We start from the raw sequence: 765 nt of genomic DNA, 5'->3' as shown, positions 1-765 counted from the left end.
GGACGAAGCAGCCGCTCGGTATCTCGACAGTAATGCCCGGTTCTCGAACTGATATCTATTGGCGCAAGGCTGGGAGGCCAATTCCAGTGCTTTGGAACCCACCGTCTACAGAGATTATCTGCCCCGTCACATAGCTCGCATCGTCAGATGTGAGAAAGGCAATTACCCGCGCAATTTCGTCTTCTGAGCCGTAGCGGTTCAAAGGTATGGCATCATGGTATGCATCTATGATCTCTTGCGAATGGACAGCCATCGCGAGTTTCGTGCGCACAGGGCCGGGACATACACAGTTGACCCGGATACCGTATTCACCCAGTTCGCTGGCTTGCTGCTGAGTTAAGTGCATAACGGCGGCTTTAGACGTGCCATAAGCGACGCGTAACGTCGAAGCTCGTAAACCTGAGATTGATGCAATATTAACTATAGACCCTTTCGAAGCCCGCAAAGCTGGCGTCGCCGCTTGCGAGCAAAGAAAGACCCCATCTAGATTAGTTTCCATGACGCGCCGCCAACGCTCAAAGGTGGTGCCTTCAATTGGCCCGAAATCTGCAACTCCGGCGTTGTTGACGAGTGTGTCAATCCGGCCAAAGTGCTTCAGCGTATCGTCAACCATCTGCTCGACTTGATCAGGGACAGACACGTCATAGAGCAGAGCGAGGCCTAGATTTTCGGAAACCTTGGCAAGCTCTTCAGCATCTCGATCGACCAGTGCTACGCCCACTCCCTGACTGACCAACAAGCGTGCAGTGGCAAGTCCGATGCCTC

Annotated in this window: 1 protein-coding gene; it reads right to left on the bottom strand. The window is 53.5% G+C overall.

All coding sequences use genetic code 11. The features are described 5' to 3' along the window. Nucleotides 1-55: 55 nt before the first annotated feature. On the bottom strand, nucleotides 56-765 hold a 710-nt coding region (locus tag ACR0ER_RS25630; RefSeq protein ID WP_480771275.1), incomplete at its 5' end, for an SDR family NAD(P)-dependent oxidoreductase.

The organism is Ruegeria sp. CH8, from assembly GCF_056536985.1.
Note: the sequence above shows the minus strand (reverse complement) of the source record. Positions and strands in the feature narration are given on the sequence as shown.